Genomic DNA, 23,837 nt, shown 5'->3' with positions numbered 1-23,837 from the left:
CAATGTCGCAGTTGCAAGTTCGTCATGATTGGAAGCGGGAAGAAATCGAAGCCTTATTTGCGCTGCCGATGAATGACTTATTATTTAAAGCCCACTGTATTCACCGTGAGGTATACGATCCTAATGAAGTGCAAATTAGCCGTTTATTATCGATTAAAACCGGTGCTTGCCCTGAGGATTGTAAATATTGCCCGCAGAGTGCTCGCTATGACACAGGTCTAGAAAAAGAGCGTTTGCTGGCAATGGAAACTGTGCTGACCGAGGCACGCAGTGCTAAAGCCGCGGGTGCCTCTCGTTTCTGTATGGGCGCAGCTTGGCGTAACCCAAAAGAAAAAGACATGCCGTACCTTAAGCAAATGGTACAAGAAGTCAAAGCCTTAGGTATGGAAACCTGTATGACGCTTGGTATGCTGTCTGAAGGTCAAGCGAACGATTTAGCCAGTGCTGGCTTAGATTATTACAACCATAATTTAGATACTTCGCCTGAATATTACGGCGATGTGATCACGACACGTACCTATCAAAATCGTTTAGATACACTGACACATGTGCGTGCTTCAGGTATGAAAGTGTGCTCGGGCGGGATTGTCGGCATGGGTGAAAAGGCGACGGATCGCGCAGGCTTACTACAACAGCTGGCTAATTTACCGCAGCATCCTGATTCAGTACCAATCAATATGTTAGTCAAAGTGGCCGGTACGCCGTTTGAGAAGCTTGACGACCTCGATCCACTCGAATTTGTGCGCACTATCGCCGTGGCGCGTATCTTAATGCCGCTTTCCCGCGTGCGGTTATCGGCAGGCCGCGAAAATATGAGTGATGAGCTGCAGGCCATGTGTTTCTTTGCTGGCGCTAACTCGATTTTCTATGGTTGTAAATTGCTGACCACACCAAACCCAGAAGAAAGCGATGATATGGGGCTATTTCGACGTTTAGGCTTACGTCCCGAGCAGGGCGCCGCGGCAAAACTGGAAGAAGAAAGTGCTGTTTTAGCCAAAGCGGCGGCCTATCAAGATAAGTCATCGGCACAATTCTATGACGCGGGTGCTTTGTAATATTACTGAGTGCATGTTGTCCGACAAACAGGTCGAATAGCCTGTAAACCTTGTTGGCTGTAGCCTATTTTGATTGCGGCCGATAGCTTTATTGGCCGCAATCCATTTTTCAAGCAAGCATTTTTAAGACAATCATTCTTGAGGCTAAATCGATGAGTTCTCTGCTCGAGATGAAAATTGCCGCCCGTCAGCAAGCCTTACGTGAGCAAGGTTTATTACGGCAACGTAAAATGCTGAGTGTTGATCACAGCTTTGATGTTAACGCACCCACTTCGAGCCCGCGCTTTGTGTTCGAAGGTCGATCCTATGTTAATTTTAGCAGTAATGATTATTTAGGCTTATCCCGCGTTCCTGAGTTGGTTGAAGCGCTGCACCTTGGTGCGCAGACCTACGGTGTGGGTAGCGGCGCATCGCCCTTAGTGACTGGGTACAGTGATGCGCATGTCACACTTGAACGTGAACTCTGCGCCTTAACGGGGCATGAAGCGGGATTACTATTCTGCTCGGGCTTTAGTGCCAATACGGCGTTAATGAAAACCTTGTTTGATCAGCAAGATACTGTGATTGCCGATAAACTTGTGCATGCCTCAATTATCGATGGTTTGCAGGACAGCGGTGCGCAGCTTAAACGTTTTTTACACAATTCGCTTGAGAGCGCTGAGCGGCTTCTGACTCGAAATCACGCATCGGCGTTAATCACAGAAAGTGTGTTTAGCATGGACGGGGATTGTGCGCCGATCGTGCAGTTATCGGCGCTTTGTCGTCAACAGAATACTTGGTTGATTGTTGATGATGCCCATGGTTTTGCGGTGCTCGATGACTATCAAAATAGTGATGTAAGAGATAAAGCCGCCAAGCTTATCGATGTGCAAGTGGTGACCTTTGGTAAGGCATTAGGTTGCCAAGGCGCAGCGGTTTTGGGGAGTCAGGCGCTGATCGACTTTTTGGTCAGTAATGCCCGTGAATATATTTATTCGACCGCCTTATCGCCCGCCAATGCCGCATTAGCGTTAGCTGCGACTCGGTACTGCACTGCACATCCTGAGTTACAGCAAAAGCTGCTTGAGAATATTTCGCTATTCAAACAGTTATGCCTCGATGCTGCCGTGCCCCTTTTAGGTTCGGATACCGCAATTCAGCCGTTGATCATTGGCGATGCGCAGCAAACCCTGCAAGTCGCCGAAGCGTTAAGAGCCGCGGGCATTTGGGTTGGGGCGATTCGCCCGCCGACGGTGCCTGTAGGGTCGGCGCGGTTACGCATTACCTTAACGGCGACCCATAGCCCTGAAGATATTGCTGCTTGTGTTGAGCAATTAGCCCAAGTGCTCAGTCGTATTGGTATTCCGCTTGTCAGTGAACGAGAATCTGCCTATGAGTACAGATAAATGTACCCTATAGATCGCGTTATTTTATTGAATGTTAAGTTTTTATGGTTGAGTGTTAGTTAAAATGCCAAGCCTGATAAAGTCTAGTGATCCAAGCTGTAGCGAGCCTGCTCATGAGTCAAACAAGTTTATAGCTTGCGATCTTAAGCTGAGTGAGCTTAATGCGGGCGTTTCTTATGGGGGCGTTCTCGCGGGGACTGTGTCCAATGTGCACGGGACTCAAATTGCTGAACGTTTTTCCGCAGCGGCCCATAGTTACCAAGATCATAATCAATTACAACGCCTGAGCGCTGCCAGTTTACTCAGTGAGTTTTCGGCAGCAGGTTATCTGTTAGACATAGGGGCAGGCCCAGGCACGGATTTTTCTGCGTACCAGAGTGTGTCTCAACCAGCGGATCTCTCTACGCAAAATCCATCCACAACTGTATTTGCCGTGGATATTGCCCTTGGCATGCTACAAAAGCTAAAACAGTCTTATCCCGATTATCTCGGCGTATGTGCCGATGCGCAGTGTTTACCTTTTACCAATGGCTGCATGGATGTTATTTACTCTAATCTAGCCCTGCAATGGTGTGCTGATTTTCCCGCTGCGGTAGCCGAAATAGCGCGGGTACTTAAGCCTAACGGCGAGTGTCATTTGAGCCTAGTAGCGCAGGGGAGTTTGAATCAATTAGCTGAATTAGGGTTAAGAGTGAATGACTTTTCGACGATGCAAGCACTCAAGGCTGCATTTAAACTCGATACATGGCAATTACTTGAAGTGCGACTCGTCCCTATGACAGTGTATTTTGACACTCTTAAGGCACTACTCTATTCAATTAAAGGTGTGGGGGCTTCTGTACATGTCGCCAGTTCAACAACTCGGGTTTCAGGTTCAACAGTGAGTGCTTCAGAATTCACTCCACGGCTGCGTGGTCGTCAAGATTGGCAGGACATGCAGGCCAAAGCCGAATCGCTACGTTTACCCCAAGGTTTGCCTTTAACCTACCAGATAGTTCAAATACGTGCTCGGCGTAGGTTTTAAAGTTTACATATTATGCCTTTAGTCATGGCATTATCAATTAGCACTAATATCTAGAAAACGTTGGATTTTTAACATTACGTATAGAGATCGTTAGCTATATGGACATTTAGCTTATGGAGAGTGGGCTTAACAAAGCACAACTCATAGCAACAGATAAGGATCTAATATGTATTTTGTAACAGGTACAGATACCGATAGCGGTAAGACTTTGGTTTCGGCGGCATTATTAACCGCTGTGAATCGTTTAGGGCTCATAGCCAATGCTGACTCTGCTGTGAGTATTCTTGCAGCTAACACTATGTTGACTTTAGGTGTTAAACCCATCGCCTCGGGCTGCGCGCAAACCTCTGAAGGATTGCGTAATGCCGATGCGTTACAGCTGATGACGTCATCATCATTAAAACTGGCTTATCCGCTTATCAATCCTTTTTCCTTCGAACCTGCGATTGCACCGCACATTGCCGCCGCCCAAGTGGGCGTGAGTTTAGCGCCTGAAGCTATTATTGAAAGTTTAGATTTAGTGGCATTTGCTCAAGCGGATTTTTGCTTGATTGAAGGCGCGGGAGGCTGGCGTTTACCCTTAGGTGATGGCAGGTATCTTTCGGAAGTCGTACAGAGATTAGAACTGCCAGTGATACTCGTGGTTGGCATGAAACTCGGCTGCTTAAATCATGCATTGCTGACTCAAGAGGCGATATTGGCCGATGGGCTTAAGATTGCAGGTTGGGTTGCTAATAGTGTCGACCCGAATATGAGTATGTTTGAGGAGAATCTGACGAGCCTTAAAGAGATGATGACAGCACCTTTCCTCGGTTGTGTGCCATTTCTCGAGGATCCAAGTGCTGAAAACGCTGCTGACTATGTCGATATTGCGCCACTTTATCAAGGTGAGGAGAGCAATACTTAGCGACTGCATAATTGTTTAAGACTTTCCCCTAAGCGGAACAGTTATTTTTCTTTTGATAAAAAATGAGCCTCAAATTATGTTGAGGCTCATTTCTATCAAGGCTGCTGACTAATGTTCGCAAAATCTCGCAAAATAGTGCCTGCACATTGAAGCTAAGCGCCGCTATTGATTTGCTGCTTCAATGCGGTTGAGGCTTTAAAGCTGGGCTGATTGTAACCGTCGATTTCTATGGCTTCGCCCGTTTGTGGATTACGCCCTGTTTTAGCGACATGGTATCTGAGTTCAAAGGTGCCAAATTGTGGCAGGAAAATTTTCTCGCCTTCGCTCAATGCGACGTGGATCTGTTGCAGTATCTGCTCAACCACAGGTTTAGTGCTCGCTTGCGATGCATTGAGCTCGGCGGCAATACGTTGGATAAGTTGTGCTTTGTTCATAGAAACCTCTGAAGTCAGCTTAGGTTCAATCGAAGGGGAGTTATAACAAGCTCGTCCCGAGATTGAAAGCCATAGCAAGCTCAGCGCAGTTGATTGGTGTTTTATTGACAGGCTTGTGAAGCTTTTGGTGATTGTGTGTTGCTAAAGTAAGTACAAGTTTGTCGGATTGAGTGGTGGGCTGATTTTACTGGGCGAAGTGACTGACTTAATTTAAAGGCTTATTGAAAGCCTTAGTTTAAAACCTTAGTTAAAAGGCCTAAGCGCAAGGCGTATTGCGCTTAGGCTATGGATTGAACACTATTCAACCGTTGGGTGATGAGAAATCCCTTTTAACGCTTGCCTATGAAAAGAGTGTTTCTTCCAGAGTGCGGCCTTTCAGCAGCATCTTGTATTGCCATTGATGCTGATTGAAGAGGGCGAATAGGCGCATTTCAATATCACTGTTGTGCGCTTTTTCTGTATTTGTGTCTAGCTGGATAATAAACACATTGCTTTGTTTTGAGCTGATGTTCACCACTCCCGCCAGTTTTGCCACTTCCGCTTGCAATGCATCGCTGTCACAGTTTTGCATGGTTAACGTCAGGTAATCGCTGTCGGTCGACGCATGCATTGACACTGCTTGACTCAGTTGGCCTTTATCTAAATACAACACTTGATCGCATAACTTTTCGAGCTCATCGAGATTATGGGAGCTGATCATAAAGGTCGTGGTGGGTGATAAGGCTTTAACCAGTTCACGGACTTTTTTTGCATTGGCAGGGTCGAGTCCCGCTGTCGGTTCATCTAATAATACTAATTCTGGCGAGCCAATCAGCGCCTGCGCAATCGATACACGTTTACTCATACCGTGGCTAAGGCTAGGCGGTTTTTGCTCGGCAACATCAATTAGATCGACCAAGGCCAACACGCGCAGTGCCTCTTGCTTTGCTTGCTCTAGGTTCATGCCCTGCAGACGAGCGAAAAATATTAACTGACTGACAATCGTCAAGTTGGGATCGAGTACTGCATCCTGGGGCAAAGCGGCAATCTTGCCTAAGAGCTTAGGGCTATTGGGGGCTTCACCGAGTAGGGTTATGGTTCCAGAGCTGGGTGATAAATAGCCGCATAACAGGCTAAAAAGCGTGGTTTTACCCGCGCCATTGGGACCGACAAGGGCGATGGGGGCACCCGCTTCAAGACTGAAATTCACATCATTCAGCGCCTTTTTGCTGCCGTAAAGCTTCGACAGCCCTTGGCATTGGATCAGACTCATAGCGAGCTCCTTTGCATATAAATTCTGCCGAGCAAGAGGGCCACAGCGGTTTGTAACAGTGGAATAGGGGCATAGACTAAGCTATTGAGTCCATTGGTATTGAGCATGTCCGACAGTTGAGCACCGGGTAATACCCACTGGAGTTGTGCTAGTAGGCTAGATTGATTCGCTAACACCACGATAGTGATGGAAATCACCGTCCATAAAATGGTGGCAAACACCATAGCTTGGCGTGCCGTGCGCGCATACAGGGACAATAAAGTCATCACAGCCGTGTAGGGCAAGATCACTATGATGAGGTTAAGGCCCACTAAGGCGCCAGACGTTAACGCAGATAAAAACAGTTGGCTGTCGCGGCTGAGCGCGAGGGCGACAGTGGCGATAATCGTTAATAGGATCAGTAAACCTTGGATCAGAATTTGGCCGAGAAAACGGCCGAACAATAAGCTGTCACGGCTAGTGCGTATGGTTAAAAAGCGCAGCGTGCCGCGGGTTTTATCCGATGAGAACTGATCGGCGGCGATAAGAATACTGAACAGTGGAAACAAATACAGCGCAAAACACCAAAACACTGCCATTTCGGCCACGGGCCACTCAAAGAGCACATTGAGGGTATTGGCACCAAATAAGCTGTCGATGATATCTTTTACATTGGGCTGCAATAACATGGCCGATGCACTTTGAATGGGGTAAAGCAGAAGTACACCCCAAACTAAACCAAAGGCGACCAATGCGATGATCCCGCGGGTATTAAATAAAAATTTGCGCAGTTCAAACATGGCGATAATAAACATGTTGTTGAAACTGCTGGGTGGATTATTGGTCATGTGCTGTCTCTATTCTTTTTTGCGCTAGGTTCAGGGGCTATGGTGCTTGGCGCGACTATGTTGGTGCGGTTCAGTTTCTCACCCTTGGGTAGACAGTGGATTGGTCCATAAGTGCCATGTTGCTCACATAGCACTTATTATCCATCGGTATTTATCAGTCATTATCTATCGCTAATTAGCTCAATGAGGCGATTAATTCATCGAGCTTTTGCGTCAGTTCGGCGACTTGTTGTTCAAGCTCTGTCACTCTGTTCACTAATTCAAGCGGCTCTGCGTCTACAGACACAGCGACATGGGCTAAGGTTTGGCTCGCAGTTTCGAGTTGCGATGAGGCGGCAGAGAATAATTCCACATAACGGGATTCACGGCGACCAGCTTCTCTGGGTAATTGTTTTAAGAAGGGCTTTTCACGGCTCATTAATTGACGGATGCAATCTTCCACGTCGATCACGTCTTTAAATTCGTGTAGGCGGTTGCTGCGGGTCCGTAGTTCTCCCGGTGTTTGCGGGCCACGTAATAGCAACAAACAGACGATGGCGAGTGCGGCGGGGGACAGTTGAAGTTCGCTGAATTCGGTATTGCAGAACCTGTGTTTGTATTTAACGACGCGGCTGCCGAATCCCGACTGTTCGCTGATCAAACGTTTCCGATTTAGGGAATCAACGGCGATTTGCACTTGGGTTTCACTGAGTTCGAGTACGGGCTCGCGGCTGGTTTTTTGATTGCAGGCTAAGGTCAATGAGTTTAGCGAGAGTGGATATTGCTCAGGGGTGGTGATTTCTTTCTCAAGCAGGCATCCGATGACTCTGGCTTCGTGTAACGTGAGTTCCATATAAGCTCCAATGAAAAAAGCATGGCTTTGTTTATAACAGAGCCATGCTTAATATCCTAGGAGTTGTCAGTCAAACTCTGCCTTAGTGGCGGTAAACTGTACAATTTTAACGCTAAGTCCTGAATAGAGTTGATTATTCTGCTGTTTCAGTTAAACGCAGACCATCATTATCTATGCTCAGTTGGCCATTCTTAAATAAGCCACCTATGGCTTTTTTGAAGGCTTTTTTACTCATACCAAGCTGATCGTAAATGATTTCAGCATCGGTTTTATCGGTCAGGGCTAAGAAGCCGCCAGCCTGTTTGAGTTTGATCAAAATGATGTGGGCGTGCTTATCTAATTCTTGTTTACTGCCTTGTTGCAGCACAAGATCGATTTTGCCATCTCGGCGCACTTGTTTGATGAAACCTTTGAGTCTTTGGCCGAAACGCAGTTTTTGGAACACTTCGTTTTCATAAATCACGCCCCAATGGGCATGATTAATAATGGCTTTGTAGCCTAAATCTGTGGTGCCGCCGATGTATAAATCGACCTGCTCACCAACTGTGTACTCAGGCTCAGTCTTATCTAGGAACTTATCGATTTTTGATGAGGCCATGATGCGTTCATCGGCGCGGTTAGCGTGTACATAGACCAAGTATGAACGGCCTTCTTCGATAGGCTTATGTTGCTCACCGAAGGGCAGTAATAAATCTTTATCTAAGCCCCAGTCTAAAAAGGCGCCATAAGGACCGGTTGCAACGGCTTTTAAATAGGCAACTTCGCCTACCTGTGCCAATGGACGGCGCGTGGTAGCAATCACGATATCTTCAGAATCTAGATACAGAAACACGTCAAGCAGATCACCGACTTGGCAGTCTTTTGGGGTGACTTTGTTTGGCAGCAGTACTTGCCCTAATTCGTGGGCGTTTAAATACACGCCAAAGCTGACTTGTTTTACAACCTCAAGTTTGCAGGTTTTACCTATCTGTACCATGGATCTCTCTGTGCATAATGGAATGTGATTCGGTTGCGATTATACACTTCGGTGCTGAAACTGCAGCATTATTGTCTTTGAGCTTTATCTTAGCGTGTGAGTCGTCACTCTGCGCAGGCTTGACCACGCATTGTGTCTCGGAGGAACCACTGATTTGTGGCGGGGTTTGGCGCCGTGATATTGGTTGTTTGGCTTCGCTTAATGTTGGCAAATCTGCATCACTTGAGTGACACACAAAAATCAGGGATATTTGCAGGGGTAAATGTCAATAAAAGTGACAAAGGTGATATAAAAAATATTGAACAGACTTGTACGACGTTTATGGGTTAACTAACTAATATTACTCTATTTAAAATCAATGGGTGGCGGGTGATTGTTAAGCAGGTGTTTATTATATTTTAATGTAAAAGATTAAATGAGATTCTTGCTTGCATTCTGTGACATTGCGCGGTTTAATTGCGCCGTTCAACGACTTTGCTCGTTGCAGACATTACAAATATTACGTGAGTAATAAAGGTTTTATGGTTCACCAGTCATTAACCGTGTAATTAACAGTAGATGTGGTTACATGGGGTTAAGAGGGTTTTTATTAGCTAATGCACAAGCATCCATTTTTTGCACTTTGCCTAAAAGTGTCACAATGCCAACGCTCGATTGTCGTACCATACGATGATACTGGCCTTAAGCATCTCACGTTGATCCGCATCAATTCTGGCCGCGAAGAAGCCAATAGTCCCCTGTTAAAATAATCTTGCCTAGCGATAAGCTGGTTTGGCGTTTTCGCTAGTTCAGTGTTATCGGTTTTCGTTTTCTACTTGTGTTATCGGTTTCTGAAGGTCTTAATCTCTTTTGAACGTCTTTAAGCTACTTATTAGCTTGATGTTTTAAGGATGCGACTCAGGATCTTATTTGGCTTTTTGGCGGTATTTGCGCCCTTTAGCCTGAGGATAAATGCAAGCGAGGCAAGTAAAGATAGCTTTACTGAGGTAAGGGAATAAGCTTTCCCTTCAATATGATACGATGTATTGCGCTAAGATGAGTTGTCTCTAGCGCTATTAATGAAAATCGCAGCAATGTCACTTACACTAGCGTGACGTTGCGGCATTAAGTAGAAGGTAAAATCTACCTTCGTGTATGTCAGGTAAGGTGTCCCTTTGCCTGGGTTTGTCGAACGGGCGGTTGTGCTATTAAGCCATAACCGTTTAACCCATTTTTTAATAGACGGGCTAAATAATAATGAATGATTGGTCTATTGATGATGCTCGTGCTGGGTACAATGTTACTCACTGGAGCCAAGGTTTTTATGGGATTAGCGATCAAGGTGAGGTGACTGTGTCACCGGACCCCAAAAATCCTGATTACAAGATTGGCTTAAATGAGCTAGCCAAAGACATGGTTAAGGCGGGAGTCGCTTTACCTGTACTAGTTCGTTTTCCGCAGATCCTGCACCACAGAGTGAACAGTTTGTGCCAAGCATTCGACCAAGCGATACAGAAGTACGAGTATCAGGCGGACTATTTGCTGGTTTACCCGATTAAAGTAAACCAACAGCAAACTGTGGTGGAAGAGATCCTGGCGAGTCAGGCATCAAAAGAAGTACCACAACTGGGTTTAGAAGCGGGCAGTAAGCCTGAGCTGATGGCTGTGTTAGCCATGGCGCAAAAAGCCAGTTCAGTCATTGTATGTAATGGTTATAAAGATAATGAATATATCCGTTTAGCACTGATTGGTGAAAAGTTAGGCCATAAGGTTTACATCGTTTTAGAAAAACTGTCTGAACTGAAAATGGTGTTAGCTGAATCTAAACGTTTGGGTGTGACACCGCGTTTAGGTCTACGTGCACGTTTAGCGTTCCAAGGCAAAGGCAAGTGGCAGGCGAGCGGCGGTGAAAAATCTAAGTTCGGTTTATCTGCTGCGCAAATTTTGTTGGTTGTAGAGCAACTTAAGCAACACGATATGCTGGATTCGCTGCAATTGCTGCATTTCCACTTAGGTTCGCAAATCGCTAATATCCGTGATATTCGCCAAGGTGTGAGTGAAGCGGGTCGTTTCTACTGTGAATTACGTGAATTAGGCGCAAGCGTTAACTGCTTCGACGTCGGTGGTGGTTTAGCGGTGGATTACGATGGCACTCGTAGCCAAAGTAATAACTCGATGAACTATGGCCTGACCGAATACGCCAACAACATAGTTAACGTATTGACTGACATCTGTAATGAATACGAGCAACCTATGCCACGTATTATTTCAGAATCGGGTCGTTACTTAACGGCGCACCATGCAGTGCTTATCACCGATGTTATCGGTACTGAAGCTTATCAGCCTGAAGATATTCAACCGCCAGCGGAAGATTCACCACAGTTATTGCATAACATGTGGCATTCATGGTCTGAGATCAGCGGCCGCGCCGATCAACGTGCTTTGATTGAGATTTACCACGATAGCCAAAGTGACTTACAAGAAGCGCATTCGCTATTCGCTTTAGGTCAATTGACCTTAGCGGAGCGTGCGTGGGCTGAGCAAGCTAACCTGCGCGTGTGTCATGAAGTGCAAGGGCTATTGAGTGCGAAAAACCGTTATCACAGACCTATCATTGATGAACTCAATGAAAAGTTAGCCGATAAGTTCTTTGTTAACTTCTCATTATTCCAGTCATTACCGGATGCTTGGGGTATTGACCAAGTGTTCCCAGTATTGCCGTTATCGGGCCTAGATAAAGCCCCTGAGCGCCGTGCTGTCATGCTCGATATCACCTGTGACTCTGACGGTATTGTCGATCAATACGTTGATGGTCAAGGGATTGAAACCACGCTGCCAGTGCCAGCATGGAGTGCGGATAGCCCGTACCTGATTGGTTTCTTCCTTGTGGGTGCATACCAAGAAATCTTGGGTGATATGCATAACCTGTTTGGTGATACAAACTCAGCAGTGGTTCGCATCGAAGATAATGGTGTGACTAACATCGAATCTGTATTGGCGGGTGACACGGTTGCTGACGTATTGCGTTACGTTAACTTAGATGCGGTGGCCTTTATGCGCACTTATGAAGAGTTAGTGAATCTGCATATCGCCGAAGGTGAACGCGCACAAATTTTAGAAGAATTGCAACTAGGGCTGAAAGGCTATACTTATTTAGAAGATTTTTCTTAATTTCTAGCGTGTTAAAATAAATCAGCCTTGGGTAACCTCGGCTGATTTTTGTTTTTATAAGGACAGATTTTTCATTTTTATTGCCGTTTCAGTCGTGTAAAATCGCGTTGTTCTAGGATCAAGTAAAGGATGAGTGACGATCATGAGGTCAAAGGGTTGATGTTTTTTGAAGGTTCAGAAAAAAAACTCGAGATTATCGTGACGGCGTCTGCGCCGAATTTACGAGAACTCGATGTGAGTTTTTGGTCTGCCTTAGTCAACTGTGCCCACGCCGAGATACTGTCGCAGTTAAGTAATGCGGACTGTGATGCCTATCTTTTGAGCGAATCCAGCTTGTTCGTATGGCACGACAGATTTGTCATGCTCACCTGTGGTAACAGTACCTTAGTGGACGCCGCCTGTTACTTTATCGGCGCGCTTGGCGTGCCTGCCATGGCATTGGTGAGTTATCAGCGTAAAAACGAATACCAAGCTCATCTGCAAACCACGAGTTTTTCCGAGGATATTGGCAAACTGCGCCAACGTATCACCGGTAAAGCCTTTCGAGTGGGCCATCTCGACAGCCATCATCACTATTTTTTCTGCTCTGACAGTGATTATCGAGCACCAAAGGATGATCAAACCAGTGAGCTGTTGATGTACCATATTCGTGGCGAATTTGCCGACTATCTTAATGGCGGCTCGCAGAGTAAAGATGAGATTTGCGCCGCACTCGAACTTAACGATTTACTCCCTGAATTTGAGATTGACGCCCATTTATTTGATCCGTCAGGCTTTTCGATGAACGGTATTTGGGGCAAATATTATGTTACTTTGCATATTACGCCTCAAAGCGAGAATGCGTGCGCTAGCTCCTATGTGAGCTTTGAAACGAATCTGGATTTAGCGCAGTATCCGCAAGATCTATTGGGGCGTCTATTAACCTTGTTTGCTCCTGTCAGTTGGGACACAATCCGCTTTAATACCGACGACTCAACGCAGGGATTTCCTGCCCATTTATGCTTAGGGCGGTGTTCATTAACGACCGAGCAAGGTTATAACATTGGTTTTAGCCACTATCAGCAGCTTCAGGCTGAAGTGCTGATCCCTGAACTCATGTGAATTTTTGGCGTTTGCTTAAGGAAACCCTATGACAGATCTCAGTGATATCCGCCGCGAGTATGCCAAAGGCGGCTTAAGACGTGCCGACTTACCGCAAAACCCGATGGATTTGTTTGAACTGTGGATGACGCAGGCGAGGGATGCAGAGCTTAGCGATCCCACCGCCATGTGTGTGGCGACGGTGGATGAGCACGGCCAACCTTTTCAACGAATAGTATTACTTAAGCGTTTTGATGACACAGGTTTCGTATTTTTTACTAACCTTGGCAGCCGCAAAGCACAGCAAATTGCTGCTAATAATAAAGTCAGTTTGCATTTCCCTTGGCATCCTCTAGAGCGTCAAGTATCGGTGCTCGGTGAAGCGCAGGCACTGTCCACCGCTGAAGTGCTTAAATACTTTATGACCCGTCCTAAGGACAGCCAAATTGCGGCTTGGGTATCGCAGCAGTCGAGTAAACTCAGCGCTAGACAAGTACTTGAAGGCAAATTCTTCGAAATGAAAGCTAAGTTCGCCAAGGGCGATGTGCCTTTACCCAGTTTTTGGGGCGGTTACTTAGTGAGACCTTCGAGTATCGAATTTTGGCAGGGTGGAGAACATAGGCTGCATGATCGTTTTATTTATTCTCGCCATGATGCAGAGTGGGAAATCGATCGTTTAGCGCCTTAGTACGGTGCATAGTACGATAGCTCAGCATAAAACTGAGCTTGTGAACCTAACAACAGAGTTAAAAGACATTGAGTGATTATAAAATTTGGGTTGATGCGGATGCATGCCCTAATCCTATCAAAGAAATCCTGTTCCGGGCGGCGGAGCGCAAAGCCCTGCCGCTGGTGCTGGTGGCTAATCAAATGATCCGTGTACCGCCATCTCCCTATATCAGCCAAATTCGCGTCGGTGCGGGATTTGATGTGGCCGATCAATATATTGTCGATCATGTTGAACCGACGCATTTAGTGATCACCGCGGATATTCCCTTAGCGGCTTTAATCATTGAAAAGGGCGCCTTGGCGCTCAATCCCCGTGGCGAGCTTTATACCGTCGATAACATAAAACAAAAGCTGACGATGCGCGATTTTATGGAGGATTTGCGCGGTTCTGGCGTGCACACTGGCGGGCCTGATTCGTTTTCTCAAGCAGATAAACAGGCTTTTGCCAATAGCTTAGATAAATGGTTAGTGCGCGTATGAATCATAGTTTACTGGTCGCTAATGGATAAACAGAGTATCTTTAGCTTAAGTTAGGTGATGTTGATCACGTTTAACTGGGCAGGATTTTAGCCTGTTGCGGATGTCGAATTTCTTTACGACATGGCTTTTAAACTCACTCTTTAAGGACGGATACGATGAAAAAATGGATGGGAATTGTCGCCTTATCTGCTATGGCCAGTTTTAGCTGTGCCGCGCAATGGCAAGTGATGGAACAAGATTCGCGAGTCAGTTTTATTTCGGTAAAGAAAGGTGATATAGGTGAAGTCCATCACTTTAAACAACTCAAAGGTACGCTAAAAGATAACGGTCAATTTGAATTAACAATTCCACTAATCGGTGTGGCAACGGGTATTGATGTCCGCGATGAGCGGATGCAAAATTTGTTATTTGAAGTGTCTTTGTATCCAGAGCTGAAACTGTCATCACAAGTAGACCCTAAGATACTAAAAAATCTTGGCGTCGGTGAGAGTAAAGTTTTTGATATTGATGGAAAAATTGCGTTACACGGCAAATCGCAAACTAAGGCTTTTTCGGTGATTATCACTAAAGTTTCTGATAACAAACTTTTAGTGAACAGTTTTCAACCGGTAATTGTTAATGCCAATGAGTTTGATCTTGTGGCTGGGATTGATAAATTACGTGAAATTGCGGGTTTATCGAGCATTAGTCAAGCTGTTCCTGTGTCATTTGTACTAACCTTAACTCAGTAACTTCAATAAGATTGGTATAGATCAATACGTCTGTTATCGAAGATAGGCTAGAGTTAAATAAGTGGCGTATGCTAGATCTTGATAAGAAGCCGAGCTTTTGGCTTCTTTGATATTTTCTGATGTGCTATTAATAGCATCACAATAGATATTAAGTTAATGAGTTTAAAGGGTAAAAAATGGTCACAGATAAAGATGGTTACATGCATTTGGTCCAGTATTTAACTGAACATCTTGGCTTATTTGAAACACCAGGTTCAGAGGTAGTTTCAGACGATACTGTGATGGAATTATTTGAAGAGCAATTGTCGGCACAGATCATTATGGTGTGTGGCCAAAATCCATCGTTGTCTTTTACGCAACGTAATGTGATTATCCGTGAAGTGGATGCAATTGTGTATGATTTAGAAGAGATTTTAGCTTCAGTAGCCAACCATAAAGCGACTCCCGCACAGACTTTATTTATTACTGAGTTTTCTAGTTTGATTAAGAATTTGTTCGATCAAGAAATCGCTAAACTTCAAGTGAGTGCTTAGTCAGAATAGCAATTAGATTATCTATTAATGCGTGATTTCAGGTAAGTCACGACTAATACTAATTTTTAGCGGCGTAAATCATCATCGTTTGAGTACCATGTGTTTCCTCACTCTTATTGTTAAGCTCGAGCTGCAGCAGCTTTGAGTGTGAGGTAAATATCTGCTCTTTGCTTCACCTCATGTTATTTCGTATGGTCACCATTTTTCATCGAGTTCTGCGACTAAGTTTTGTTGCTGGGTTATGCGAGTTATCGCTGTGGATTCGCTCCTTTTGGCGTCATTTGCATTGCTGATGTGTATGTATAAAATGGTGTTAGCTTAAAATAAAAATCCCATCTTTCCCGCATTTATGTCATTGTCTGTGTATCTTTAGTGTATGAGCTTTAACTATTTTTCCCTTCATGTATTGATAAGGAGTGTTCAATGCTAACGATTTCTTCGGGTCATGCCGATGATATATTAGCTGTGGTCGCATCTGGCCGTGTTAACCATTGGGATGTTGAAGGCTATTTGGTTCCCGCCATAGAAGCCAAGCTGCAAGACCACGCCAGTATTCGCCTTTGGTACGAGTTTTCCCCTGAATTTGAAGGTATATCCGTTGGGGCCTTGTGGGATGATGCGGTATTAGGTTTATTTCATTTAAGTGATTTTTCAAGGGTCGTGATGATTGCTAATGCCACTCAAACAAATGCTATGGTTAATGCGCTAGCCTGCATGCTGCCATGTCCGGTAAAGGTATTTACCGCCGATGAACATAGCCAAGCCAAGGCATGGTTAGATCAATAACGCACCTTTGTTTATTGCGGTTCTAAATCTGTACTCAGTGGCCAACGACATTGAATGTGTGTGCCTTGGTTCAAGTGGCTACTGATGCTAAGGCTGCCATTGAGATCATTTTTAAGCCACAGATTTATACAGGTCAGCGTTCCAAGGCAGAGTTCTTGCGCTAGTTCTTGCCGTAACTGTGCGAGTTGCGGCTCTGTCATACCTATCCCATTATCGATAATACTGATGTGTAACTCTTCACTCGACTTGTCGATATTAATGGTTATTTCACGCTGTTCATTGTGAGCTTTAAATGCATGATTCAACGTGTTGGTGATTAGACGATAAAACAGCTGCAAATATTGCCATGAAGGGCCATCAATGATGATATTTTCTTCGCAATTTAACGCTATTTCCACATTTGTTTTAGCTAGTTGTACCTTTAGCAACCCTAAGAGATGACGCATAAATTGTGCGAGATGTAGTGGCCGAATGTCATTTTGATGATTCGTTAATAACTGGGCAATATGTCGCAGTTTATCTGCCTGAGTCACCATGATTTCGGTGATCTGATTTTGGTCGTTAGCATTATCTATTGGCTGAAGTTGGCACACTTTGGCGAGTAGCTGATCTTGCTCATGCATAATTTGCGTCATCATTTCAGCTAGAAAATTTTGCATTAGCTGTTGGCTTTGTTCACGACTGAGATTGAGTTGATGATGCTTCTCAAGTAATTGGGTTGATTTGTCTTGGAGCAGATGGAGTTCATGGTTATGTTGATTACTGAGGCGAACTTGTTCTTGTAGGTGATTAAGCGCCTCGACTTGCCCTAAAAGTAACTTTTCTTGTTCTTGCTCTTTAATTTTTTGTAAGGTGATATCAAAGGCAATAGCACCGACTGCAATAACGGTATCGTCATCATCTTTGATCTTAAATTTAGTCACGATATAAATAAGATTGCCTAGGGGCGATGGAATAGCTTCTTCGAAGTTTATGGCTTCATGATTATGCAGAACGCGTCGATCATTTTGTTGATACTCGTGGGCAAATTGGCTGGGAAATATCTCAAAATCAGAAGTGCCAATAATGCGTCTGCGTTCTATACCTAATATTTCACAATATTTGTCATTGACGAGAATATATTTACCGTGAAGATCTTTGATATAGATGAGATTTTGAGAAAATTTAAGCAAAGCCCTCAATTGTTCTTTATGGCGCTTTAACTCCAGTTGAAACAGATTTTGGCTCTGCAATTGCTGTTCTAGCGCCAGGTTACTCGCATCTAAGCTCGCCATTGCCACTTCAAGTTGTCGAGTACGCGATAGGAATGTTTTTGCCAATAAGCCAATTTCGTCATGGCTGTTATTGGCTTTGAGTTCGATAGAGGCGGAGTCATTACGTTTTAAGGCTTGGACGATTTCAATAATGGGGGTAATAAATAGTCGGTGCTGGAGTAAGAATAATAGAATTAAGCCTAATAGTTGAATACAGACTAAATAAATGCCGACCTTTTCGATTAAATGTTTAGCGGTATCCTGCAGCGGTGAAATTGGGGTGACGACAAGTACCTTCCAATAGGTATTTGGCATGAGAAATACCGAAACGAGAGATGCCGTTTTAAGGATTGGATCATGGGTCAAAGTTACCGACGTCAGTAATTTCGGGGCAGTAAAATGATTTAAGGCATTGTTATTTACGATGGCCGCTAACATGTCACGCTCATTTTGATGACTTAGTCTCGTTAGATGCTGCATCTGTTCTTGGGTAAAAACGCGCTCGGCAATCGCCGCTTCTATAAAGGCTTTATCTGCACTCTGTAATGCGACTTCGACGGGGTTGAAATCTGGCTGTTGGCTGGCGAGATGATTGAAGGTGACGAAAGAATGATTGGTATTGGTTTGATGCTTAAGATCGTTATTGGCATCTGGATAGGCGAGTACTTGGTTTTGATGATCTAAGGCTATGACATAGCCTCTGACATTAATCATAGTATTGCGTAATAGCACATTGAGCTTTTCTAAACTGATATCCACAGTGGCGGCACCAATAAACTGATGGTCCATCCACATAGCGCCTGAGGCTGTGATCATTGACTCATGGGTTGTCGGATCGAAATAAGATTTTGACCAGAAAATTTTACCAGCAGGAAAATAGCGCGTCGGGCGATACCATTCTTCGGTGTGGTAGCTTGGGAACGTGTCTTTGTTATAGGAATCAATGGCGACTAATTCATCGTTTACATTGTGTGCCCAAAACAGGCTATCTCGAAATTTTTGCTGATTAAACGCACCGGGTTCCGGCCAGACGCCGCCGCCAGAGATGATGCGTTGTTGACTATCGAGTTTCAGCAACGTGGGAATGGTTTTCACCAGTTGCTCATGATCATAGCGGTAAAGTTTGGCAATACTGGAAATAGAGTCGACTACGGTTTCAACCTGTGAAGTCATTTCCTGCAGTTTGGCAATAATCAATTGGCCATAGTTTTGGTTTAACACGGCTTGCTGATCAAGAACTTGTTGGCGTTGAATGCTTAGCATCACCCAAGCTGTACTACAAATCAAAATAGCGGCAATGACGAGCTGAATAAGGCTAAATTTGAATGGCAAACTGTTTTGCCATTGGGTTAATGGCGTGTGTGGCTCAGATGTCGAACTTTTTCCCATAATCCCCAGTTTCCAAATCACCACTTTTCATTGAGCCAGTGTAGCGCTTTCTCACTGTTTTGCTATTGGCATATGTTTAAGTTGCGAGGATTGAATAGGATAAGTGGAATATAATCGTCAATAAAAAGGCAGGTTTTATGCCTGCCTTATCTCAAACTCGTTATTTATAAAGAGACGGTTTATTTGAACCACTTAGGATTGGCACAATAAAGAGTAACCAAGCGACTAAGAAGCCACTGAAGGCCACGACCATCCATTCGGGCATCGTTACACCCATAAAGACCCAAGGTACATCAGTACACATGCCAGTAGGCATCATAACGGCAGGGAACCATTCGTGTAATGGCATCCAAGCTGGAAATTCAGGTAAGAATGAACAGGTTGAAAAAGGGGATGGGTTGGCTTGCATATCTACGAGCGATAAGGCTAGTTTTAATCCCCAAGTTGCACTGATGGCCCAGAGCACGGCAGCTAAGATCCTGACGATTCGATATTTGGGTGCTGTCATGCCAATGAGACCTGCTGCCAATAAACCAAAAATAGCGAGTCTTTGGTAAATACACATGACACAGGGTTCCAGTTTCATAACATATTGAAAATACAGGGCGGCTGCTTCTAACCCAAGGGCTGTGCCTGCGAGAATAAACCAAGATGAACGGGAATGGGCAAAGCGAGTCATTACAGTCAAAGTGAGCTCCATATCAACAAAAAACGCCCTCAGACATGGGGCGTTTTTTGGACTCTACTTATTAAATAAAGTTCAGTCAATAAAGAAGATTAATGTCCAGTCATCGGCTCTAAAACTTCACTAGCGCTGTGATGGATGATTATCTGGGAATCATAGAAATATTGGGTAGCTTGTTCTAATAAACCCGTTTGAATCGCCATGACACCTACGATAGACAGCACGATAGTGTAAGGTAATGCCATCCATACCATTCTGCCATAGGATAAGCGAATAAGTGGCGCTAGGGCTGAGGTTAGTAGGAATAAGAACGCCGCTTGACCATTGGGCGTGGCAACCGAAGGTAAGTTAGTTCCAGTATTAATCGCAACGGCCAGCAAGTCGAATTGATCACGGCTGATTTGACCGTTAATCAATGCCGCTTTCACTTCGTTAATGTACACAGTGCCGACGAACACGTTATCACTCACCATAGACAGCAATCCGTTGGCGATATAGAAAATCACCAACTGAGTATTGCCTTGATAACTCAGTGCCCATTGGATCACTGGTGCGAATAAGTGCTGGTCGATAATCACGCCAACAACCGCAAAGAAGACAGCTAATAACGCGGTAAAAGGCAGTGCTTCTTCGAAAGCTTTACCGAGGGCATGCTCATCGGTAACGCCGTTAAAGGCTGTGGTTAAAATAATCACAGAAAGACCAATTAGGCCCACAGAAGCCAAGTGTAATGCAAGTCCTGCGATCAACCAGACACCCACTAAGGCTTGGACGATTAACTTCATGTTGTCTTTATTGGTACGGCGCGCATCTTCATGGGCGGCATATTCACATAAGATCCGATGAACGGCCGTTGGCAACTTAGCGCCATAACCAAAAATGCCAAATTTTTCAACTAAGTAACAAGTTAAGATACCCGAGATTAATACAGGAACAGTAACGGGTGACATACGCACGGCGAATTCACCAAATTGCCAATTTGCTTGCGCGGCGATAATAAGGTTTTGTGGTTCACCGACCATAGTACACACGCCGCCCAGCGCAGTACCCACACCCGCATGCATTAACAGATTACGTAGGAAACCACGGAATGCACTGAGTTCTTCTTCATTTAACTGATCTTCACCATCATCATTTTTACCTTCAGAGGTATGATCGTGATCGGCGCCGAAATCTTTTCCAGAAGCGACCTTGTGGTAAATAGAATAGAAACCCACAGCGACCGCGATAATGACGGCAATAACCGTTAACGCATCTAAGAAGGCTGATAAAAAGGCTGAAGCCAAACAAAACATTAATGACACTAAAATTTTAGAGCGCACTTTAGTAATGATTTTCGTGAAGCCAAATAGCAGCAATTGCTTCATGAAATATATACCAGCGACCATAAACACCAAGAGTAATAATACTTCGAGGTTGGCTTCTATTTCATGTAAGACTTGGCTTGCCGATGTCATTCCGATCGCGACGGCTTCAATTGCCAATAATCCGCCAGGCTGTAATGGATAGCATTTTAATGCCATTGCTAAGGTAAAAATAAATTCTAGAACCAATACCCAACCAGCCACAAAGGGGTCGACATAGAAAAAGAGTATTGGATTGATAATTAAAAATGACAGTATTGCGGTTTTGTACCACTTAGGAGAATTTCCTAAGAAGTTCCCAATAAACGCCTGACTCATTGTCGCCGGCATGGCAGCCTCTCTTCTAATTATGTTAAAAATTGCACGTGATTATTATCAATACCTGCGTTAGTTAAATGAGTCTAGCCTAAAGAGAAAGCTAATGTAATGAGTTACTGATACCGACATTTCAAAAAGCGGAGCTAAGCGGCAAAATTGGCCCATCCTGTATTGACCTTGGTCGTTTTTTTGAACGATTCTGTGACATTTACACGGCGATAACACAGTGATTTTAAGTGAATGGTTTCCATTTTTTACCGCTCTGGTATGATCAGTGACCATTACGAAGCACAACAACTGGATAAGTGGGCTGATGATTATCAATGCCAAAGGACCTGCAAGTTTTGCAGAGAAGTATATTGTGAGATCAATTTGGGAAAACAAATTTCCTCCAGGGTCCATTTTACCGGCTGAACGTGAGCTTTCAGAATTGATTGGTGTGACTCGCACCACTCTGCGTGAGGTGCTACAGCGCTTGGCGCGTGACGGTTGGTTGAAAATTCAGCATGGCAAACCAACACGGGTTAACAACTTTTGGGAAACCTCAGGCTTAAACATCCTTGAGACTATTGCTGATTTGAATCCCGAGGGTTTTCCGGTATTGGTTGACCAACTCTTGTCAGCTAGAACGAACGTCAGTGCTATCTATTTTCGCGGTGCTTTGCGTTATAACCCGGATACCGCTGTGGAGGTACTTGCAAAGATTCACCAGCTTGAAGATACGGCTGAATCCTATGCTGAATTTGACTACTTACTGCATCACACCTTAGCGTTTTCGTCTGGAAATCCACTTTACGTTTTGATATTAAACGGATTTAAAGGTTTGTATAGTCGAGTTGGTCGTTATTACTTTACCAGCTCAGATGCGCGTTTATTAGCATTGAACTTTTACAAAGAATTAGAACTGTTGGCTCAGGCGAAAAATTACCTCGATGTCTCTGCGCTAATGCGTACCTATGGCATGAATAGCGGTAAGATGTGGTTACAATTACGCGAAGATATGCCAGCTTCTATTGCTCAAGATCATTAATCTCTGTGAGTGATATCGTGTTAAGATAGCGCTAAATAAACAAAAAGGCCGTTTCAATTGGAAACGGCCTTTTTATTGTGCTTATTATTCTGGTTTATTGGCTTCAGGGCAGGATGCTAAGACGCTAATACTCGCATCTGCATTTTTTTGCTCTAAGGTGACAGTGAAACCCCATAATCGATGTAAATGCTTTAATACTTCTTTATGGCTATTGGCTAAGGGAATATCGTTATTTGGCACATAATGTAAGGTTAAGGATCGATCACCGTTGATTTCCACATTATGTACTTGGATATTTGGCTCAATATTAGACAGGTTATATTGTTGTGATAGTAACTGGCGAATATCTTGATAGCCCCGTTCATCGTGGATCGCGGATACCGAAAGATAATTGCGTTTCTCATCATCATGGATACCAAACAATTTAAATTGGCGGATAACTTTAGGTGAAAGATATTGGCTAATAAAGCTTTCGTCTTTAAAGTTTTGCATTGCAAAATGCAACGTTTCTATCCAATTACTGCCAGCAATGTCGGGAAACCAAGCTTTATCTTCATCGGTTGGATTTTCACAAATACGCCGAATATCGGTGAACATGGCAAAGCCTAAAGCGTATGGGTTGATGCCGCTGTAATAACGACTGTTGTAATCGGGTTGGGCCACAACGCCTGTATGGCTTTGCAAAAACTCGATCATGAAGCGATCAGTGACCACGCCATCGTCGTACAAGTGATTCAAGATAGTGTAATGCCAGAAGGTTGCCCAGCCTTCATTCATGACTTGAGTTTGTTTTTGCGGATAAAAATATTGCGCCATTTTACGCACAATACGGATTATTTCCCTTTGCCATGGTTCAAGCAAAGGAGCGTTTTTCTCGATGAAATATAAAATATTTTCCTGCGGTTCGGCGGGGAAACGACGTTTTTTAGATTGAGACTGCTCATGTTGATGGGTCGGAATCGTGCGCCATAAATCATTTACTTGGCTTTGAAGGTAAGCCTCGCGATCCTTTTGTCTTGCTTGTTCTTCCCTGAATGAGATTTCAGAGGGACGTTTATAACGATCTACACCATAGTTCATTAGCGCATGACAGGAGTCTATGACGCTTTCGACTTGTTCTACACCGTATTTTTGCTCGCAGTCACTGATGTAGTTTTTAGCAAAGACAAGGTAGTCAATAATCGAGCTCGCATCTGTCCATGTCTTAAATAAGTAATTGTTTTTAAAAAAGCTGTTATGTCCGAAACAGGCGTGAGCTATCACCAGCGCCTGCATTGTGATGGTGTTTTCTTCCATTAAGTAAGCGATGCAGGGGTTAGAGTTTATCACAATTTCATAGGCGAGCCCCATTTGGCCACGTTTGTAACCTTGTTCGGTTTCGATAAAACGTTTGCCGAAAGACCAATGGGTGTAACCTATGGGCATGCCTATGCCAGCATAAGCATCCATCATCTGTTCAGCAGTGATGACTTCAATTTGATTTGGGTAAGTGCTGAGTTTATAGAGCGCTGCCACCCGCTCAATTTCCTTGAGGTAGTCTTGCAGTAGCTCGAAGCTCCAGTCGGGACCATCGCTCAGTGGTGTCCAAGATGTTGATTTAGTTATCCCCATAGTGCC

The 23,837-nt window shown here is 44.4% G+C and carries 22 protein-coding genes; 13 read left to right on the top strand and 9 right to left on the bottom strand.

Going from position 1 to position 23,837, the window contains the following annotated elements; genetic code table 11:
• The first annotated feature begins 2 nt into the window (after nt 1-2).
• The 4 genes from bioB (at nt 3) to bioD (ending at nt 4,371) form a co-directional block, all read left to right on the top strand.
• Nucleotides 3-1,055: a biotin synthase BioB gene (gene bioB / locus L5L97_RS19770; protein WP_263181056.1), complete on the top strand. Its 1,053-nt coding sequence runs from the start codon at nt 3-5 to the stop codon at nt 1,053-1,055.
• Nucleotides 1,056-1,207: 152 nt separating this feature from the next.
• Nucleotides 1,208-2,440: an aminotransferase class I/II-fold pyridoxal phosphate-dependent enzyme gene (locus L5L97_RS19765; RefSeq protein ID WP_263181054.1), complete on the top strand. Its 1,233-nt coding sequence runs from the start codon at nt 1,208-1,210 to the stop codon at nt 2,438-2,440.
• A 64-nt stretch (nt 2,441-2,504) separates the two neighbouring features.
• Nucleotides 2,505-3,464 carry a methyltransferase domain-containing protein gene (locus tag L5L97_RS19760; protein ID WP_263181052.1) on the top strand — a complete coding sequence of 320 codons (960 nt, stop codon included), beginning with the start codon at nt 2,505-2,507 and terminating at the stop codon, nt 3,462-3,464.
• A gap of 166 nt (nt 3,465-3,630) precedes the next feature.
• Nucleotides 3,631-4,371: a dethiobiotin synthase gene (gene bioD, locus L5L97_RS19755; protein ID WP_113938770.1), complete on the top strand. Its 741-nt coding sequence runs from the start codon at nt 3,631-3,633 to the stop codon at nt 4,369-4,371.
• A 152-nt stretch (nt 4,372-4,523) separates the two neighbouring features.
• Here bioD and L5L97_RS19750 read toward each other — a convergent pair whose 3' ends face one another.
• From L5L97_RS19750 to L5L97_RS19730, 5 genes are all read right to left on the bottom strand, one after another.
• Nucleotides 4,524-4,805, bottom strand: coding sequence for an HU family DNA-binding protein (locus L5L97_RS19750; RefSeq protein WP_173245410.1), 282 nt, complete (start codon nt 4,803-4,805; stop codon nt 4,524-4,526).
• A 340-nt stretch (nt 4,806-5,145) separates the two neighbouring features.
• Nucleotides 5,146-6,057 (bottom strand): ABC transporter ATP-binding protein, encoded by a 912-nt coding sequence (locus tag L5L97_RS19745; RefSeq protein WP_263181050.1) that lies wholly within the window; start codon nt 6,055-6,057, stop codon nt 5,146-5,148.
• The gene (locus tag L5L97_RS19740; protein ID WP_113938767.1) at nt 6,054-6,884 is read right to left on the bottom strand and encodes an ABC transporter permease subunit; all 831 of its coding nucleotides are present in this window, start codon (nt 6,882-6,884) and stop codon (nt 6,054-6,056) included. The genes L5L97_RS19745 and L5L97_RS19740 overlap by 4 nt, the downstream gene beginning before the upstream one ends.
• A gap of 175 nt (nt 6,885-7,059) precedes the next feature.
• Nucleotides 7,060-7,716, bottom strand: coding sequence for a YceH family protein (locus tag L5L97_RS19735; RefSeq protein ID WP_263181048.1), 657 nt, complete (start codon nt 7,714-7,716; stop codon nt 7,060-7,062).
• Nucleotides 7,717-7,849: 133 nt separating this feature from the next.
• Complete coding sequence (locus L5L97_RS19730) at nt 7,850-8,692, bottom strand: S1 RNA-binding domain-containing protein (protein WP_263181046.1); 843 nt, start codon at nt 8,690-8,692, stop codon at nt 7,850-7,852.
• Between the two features lie 596 nt (nt 8,693-9,288).
• Here L5L97_RS19730 and L5L97_RS19725 point away from each other — a divergent pair.
• From L5L97_RS19725 to L5L97_RS19690, 8 genes are all read left to right on the top strand, one after another.
• Complete coding sequence (locus tag L5L97_RS19725) at nt 9,289-9,441, top strand: hypothetical protein (protein ID WP_011846564.1); 153 nt, start codon at nt 9,289-9,291, stop codon at nt 9,439-9,441.
• A 487-nt stretch (nt 9,442-9,928) separates the two neighbouring features.
• Nucleotides 9,929-11,842, top strand: coding sequence for a biosynthetic arginine decarboxylase (speA, locus tag L5L97_RS19720; protein WP_028760330.1), 1,914 nt, complete (start codon nt 9,929-9,931; stop codon nt 11,840-11,842).
• A 159-nt stretch (nt 11,843-12,001) separates the two neighbouring features.
• Nucleotides 12,002-12,943, top strand: a complete 942-nt coding sequence (locus L5L97_RS19715; protein ID WP_263181175.1) for an S-adenosylmethionine decarboxylase proenzyme — start codon at nt 12,002-12,004, stop codon at nt 12,941-12,943.
• Between the two features lie 28 nt (nt 12,944-12,971).
• A complete protein-coding gene (gene pdxH / locus L5L97_RS19710; RefSeq protein WP_131523902.1) occupies nt 12,972-13,610 on the top strand; it encodes a pyridoxamine 5'-phosphate oxidase in 639 nt (212 codons plus the stop codon).
• A 68-nt stretch (nt 13,611-13,678) separates the two neighbouring features.
• Complete coding sequence (locus L5L97_RS19705) at nt 13,679-14,131, top strand: YaiI/YqxD family protein (RefSeq protein WP_006081277.1); 453 nt, start codon at nt 13,679-13,681, stop codon at nt 14,129-14,131.
• Between the two features lie 155 nt (nt 14,132-14,286).
• Nucleotides 14,287-14,862, top strand: a complete 576-nt coding sequence (locus tag L5L97_RS19700; RefSeq protein WP_028760327.1) for a YceI family protein — start codon at nt 14,287-14,289, stop codon at nt 14,860-14,862.
• Between the two features lie 176 nt (nt 14,863-15,038).
• Nucleotides 15,039-15,395, top strand: a complete 357-nt coding sequence (locus L5L97_RS19695; RefSeq protein WP_028760326.1) for a DUF3802 family protein — start codon at nt 15,039-15,041, stop codon at nt 15,393-15,395.
• 423 nt (nt 15,396-15,818) lie between these two features.
• Entirely contained in the window at nt 15,819-16,181 is a 363-nt protein-coding gene (locus L5L97_RS19690; protein ID WP_263181045.1) for an STAS/SEC14 domain-containing protein, read from the top strand.
• An 11-nt stretch (nt 16,182-16,192) separates the two neighbouring features.
• Here L5L97_RS19690 and L5L97_RS19685 read toward each other — a convergent pair whose 3' ends face one another.
• From L5L97_RS19685 to nhaB, 3 genes are all read right to left on the bottom strand, one after another.
• On the bottom strand, nt 16,193-18,823 hold the full coding sequence (locus L5L97_RS19685) for a PAS domain-containing protein (RefSeq protein ID WP_263181044.1): 2,631 nt from the start codon (nt 18,821-18,823) through the stop codon (nt 16,193-16,195).
• A gap of 160 nt (nt 18,824-18,983) precedes the next feature.
• Complete coding sequence (gene dsbB / locus L5L97_RS19680; RefSeq protein WP_263181043.1) at nt 18,984-19,511, bottom strand: disulfide bond formation protein DsbB; 528 nt, start codon at nt 19,509-19,511, stop codon at nt 18,984-18,986.
• An 89-nt stretch (nt 19,512-19,600) separates the two neighbouring features.
• A complete protein-coding gene (gene nhaB / locus L5L97_RS19675; RefSeq protein WP_263181042.1) occupies nt 19,601-21,202 on the bottom strand; it encodes a sodium/proton antiporter NhaB in 1,602 nt (533 codons plus the stop codon).
• Nucleotides 21,203-21,503: 301 nt separating this feature from the next.
• Here nhaB and fadR point away from each other — a divergent pair, with 301 nt between their 5' ends.
• Nucleotides 21,504-22,220: a fatty acid metabolism transcriptional regulator FadR gene (gene fadR, locus L5L97_RS19670; RefSeq protein ID WP_028760321.1), complete on the top strand. Its 717-nt coding sequence runs from the start codon at nt 21,504-21,506 to the stop codon at nt 22,218-22,220.
• Nucleotides 22,221-22,304: 84 nt separating this feature from the next.
• Here the strand turns inward: fadR and L5L97_RS19665 are convergent, their stop codons facing one another.
• Nucleotides 22,305-23,831, bottom strand: coding sequence for a SpoVR family protein (locus tag L5L97_RS19665; RefSeq protein ID WP_173496550.1), 1,527 nt, complete (start codon nt 23,829-23,831; stop codon nt 22,305-22,307).
• Nucleotides 23,832-23,837 lie beyond the last annotated feature (6 nt).

It is taken from the genome of Shewanella sp. SM71, from assembly GCF_025653905.1.
Lineage (GTDB): Bacteria > Pseudomonadota > Gammaproteobacteria > Enterobacterales > Shewanellaceae > Shewanella > Shewanella oncorhynchi.
The sequence above is the reverse complement of the archived record's forward strand: the minus strand, read 5'-3'. Positions and strand labels throughout refer to the sequence as shown.

Bases quoted from the DNA above. Each gene is read 5' to 3' on its own strand.
- speA (WP_028760330.1), top strand. From the start codon at position 9,929: ATGAATGATTGGTCTATTGATGATGCTCGTGCTGGGTACAATGTTACT.
- fadR (WP_028760321.1), top strand. From the start codon at position 21,504: ATGATTATCAATGCCAAAGGACCTGCAAGTTTTGCAGAGAAGTATATT.
- bioB (WP_263181056.1), top strand. From the start codon at position 3: ATGTCGCAGTTGCAAGTTCGTCATGATTGGAAGCGGGAAGAAATCGAA.
- L5L97_RS19690 (WP_263181045.1), top strand. From the start codon at position 15,819: ATGCTAACGATTTCTTCGGGTCATGCCGATGATATATTAGCTGTGGTC.
- L5L97_RS19700 (WP_028760327.1), top strand. From the start codon at position 14,287: ATGAAAAAATGGATGGGAATTGTCGCCTTATCTGCTATGGCCAGTTTT.
- L5L97_RS19745 (WP_263181050.1), bottom strand. From the start codon at position 6,057: ATGAGTCTGATCCAATGCCAAGGGCTGTCGAAGCTTTACGGCAGCAAA.
- L5L97_RS19665 (WP_173496550.1), bottom strand. From the start codon at position 23,831: ATGGGGATAACTAAATCAACATCTTGGACACCACTGAGCGATGGTCCC.
- L5L97_RS19685 (WP_263181044.1), bottom strand. From the start codon at position 18,823: ATGGGAAAAAGTTCGACATCTGAGCCACACACGCCATTAACCCAATGG.
- L5L97_RS19750 (WP_173245410.1), bottom strand. From the start codon at position 4,805: ATGAACAAAGCACAACTTATCCAACGTATTGCCGCCGAGCTCAATGCA.
- L5L97_RS19740 (WP_113938767.1), bottom strand. From the start codon at position 6,884: ATGACCAATAATCCACCCAGCAGTTTCAACAACATGTTTATTATCGCC.
- L5L97_RS19695 (WP_028760326.1), top strand. From the start codon at position 15,039: ATGGTCACAGATAAAGATGGTTACATGCATTTGGTCCAGTATTTAACT.
- L5L97_RS19735 (WP_263181048.1), bottom strand. From the start codon at position 7,716: ATGGAACTCACGTTACACGAAGCCAGAGTCATCGGATGCCTGCTTGAG.
- L5L97_RS19760 (WP_263181052.1), top strand. From the start codon at position 2,505: ATGCCAAGCCTGATAAAGTCTAGTGATCCAAGCTGTAGCGAGCCTGCT.
- L5L97_RS19765 (WP_263181054.1), top strand. From the start codon at position 1,208: ATGAGTTCTCTGCTCGAGATGAAAATTGCCGCCCGTCAGCAAGCCTTA.
- L5L97_RS19725 (WP_011846564.1), top strand. From the start codon at position 9,289: ATGCACAAGCATCCATTTTTTGCACTTTGCCTAAAAGTGTCACAATGC.
- L5L97_RS19715 (WP_263181175.1), top strand. From the start codon at position 12,002: ATGTTTTTTGAAGGTTCAGAAAAAAAACTCGAGATTATCGTGACGGCG.
- pdxH (WP_131523902.1), top strand. From the start codon at position 12,972: ATGACAGATCTCAGTGATATCCGCCGCGAGTATGCCAAAGGCGGCTTA.
- nhaB (WP_263181042.1), bottom strand. From the start codon at position 21,202: ATGCCGGCGACAATGAGTCAGGCGTTTATTGGGAACTTCTTAGGAAAT.
- L5L97_RS19730 (WP_263181046.1), bottom strand. From the start codon at position 8,692: ATGGTACAGATAGGTAAAACCTGCAAACTTGAGGTTGTAAAACAAGTC.
- bioD (WP_113938770.1), top strand. From the start codon at position 3,631: ATGTATTTTGTAACAGGTACAGATACCGATAGCGGTAAGACTTTGGTT.